Here is a 542-nt window from a genome sequence, read left to right on the forward strand (position 1 = left end):
TGAACGACTTGCAGACCCAAGCAAACGTTTTAGTTTATGAGAGCAAAGGTCAGTTGTTTTTGTATGGTGCATTTACCGTTTTGATCAGTTTGTTGGTGGGTATTTTTATCTCATGGCTTGTGTTTGTCCGCCGTGATCGTTGGTAAGTGGTGCGCTCTTTATAAATTTAGCTTTTGACCGGCTCTATTCTGCGACGTCTCATTGTATTTTTATGAACTTGATTCTGTCATCAAGAACATTTTTATTATAGTAAATCATCCTGCTAAGAAGTTCCCATGTCTATCGCTCATCACATAAACGCTGAACCATCAAACATTATCACACCTGCTAAGGTTGACTGGCAAATGGATGATACTGGCAATATGGTGCCAGTGTCTGGTGAGTTTGGAGATGTGTACTTCTCTCATGCGGACGGTCTGGCAGAAACACGTCATGTGTTTTTAGAGCACAATCAGCTGCCTGATCGCTTGGCGCGCCTTGCACCACAGCAATGTTTTACAATTGCTGAATTGGGTTTTGGTACTGGGCTCAACCTCTTGGCG

1 pseudogene is annotated in these 542 nt (G+C 43.0%); it reads left to right on the forward strand.

Annotated elements, in window-relative coordinates:
- Positions 1-275: 275 nt before the first annotated feature.
- Positions 276-542 (forward strand): annotated as a pseudogene (locus tag ACS8FC_RS20320) (FAD-dependent cmnm(5)s(2)U34 oxidoreductase); the annotation flags it as partial.

The sequence above is a fragment of the Psychrobacter sp. 1Y4 genome, assembly GCF_051847555.1.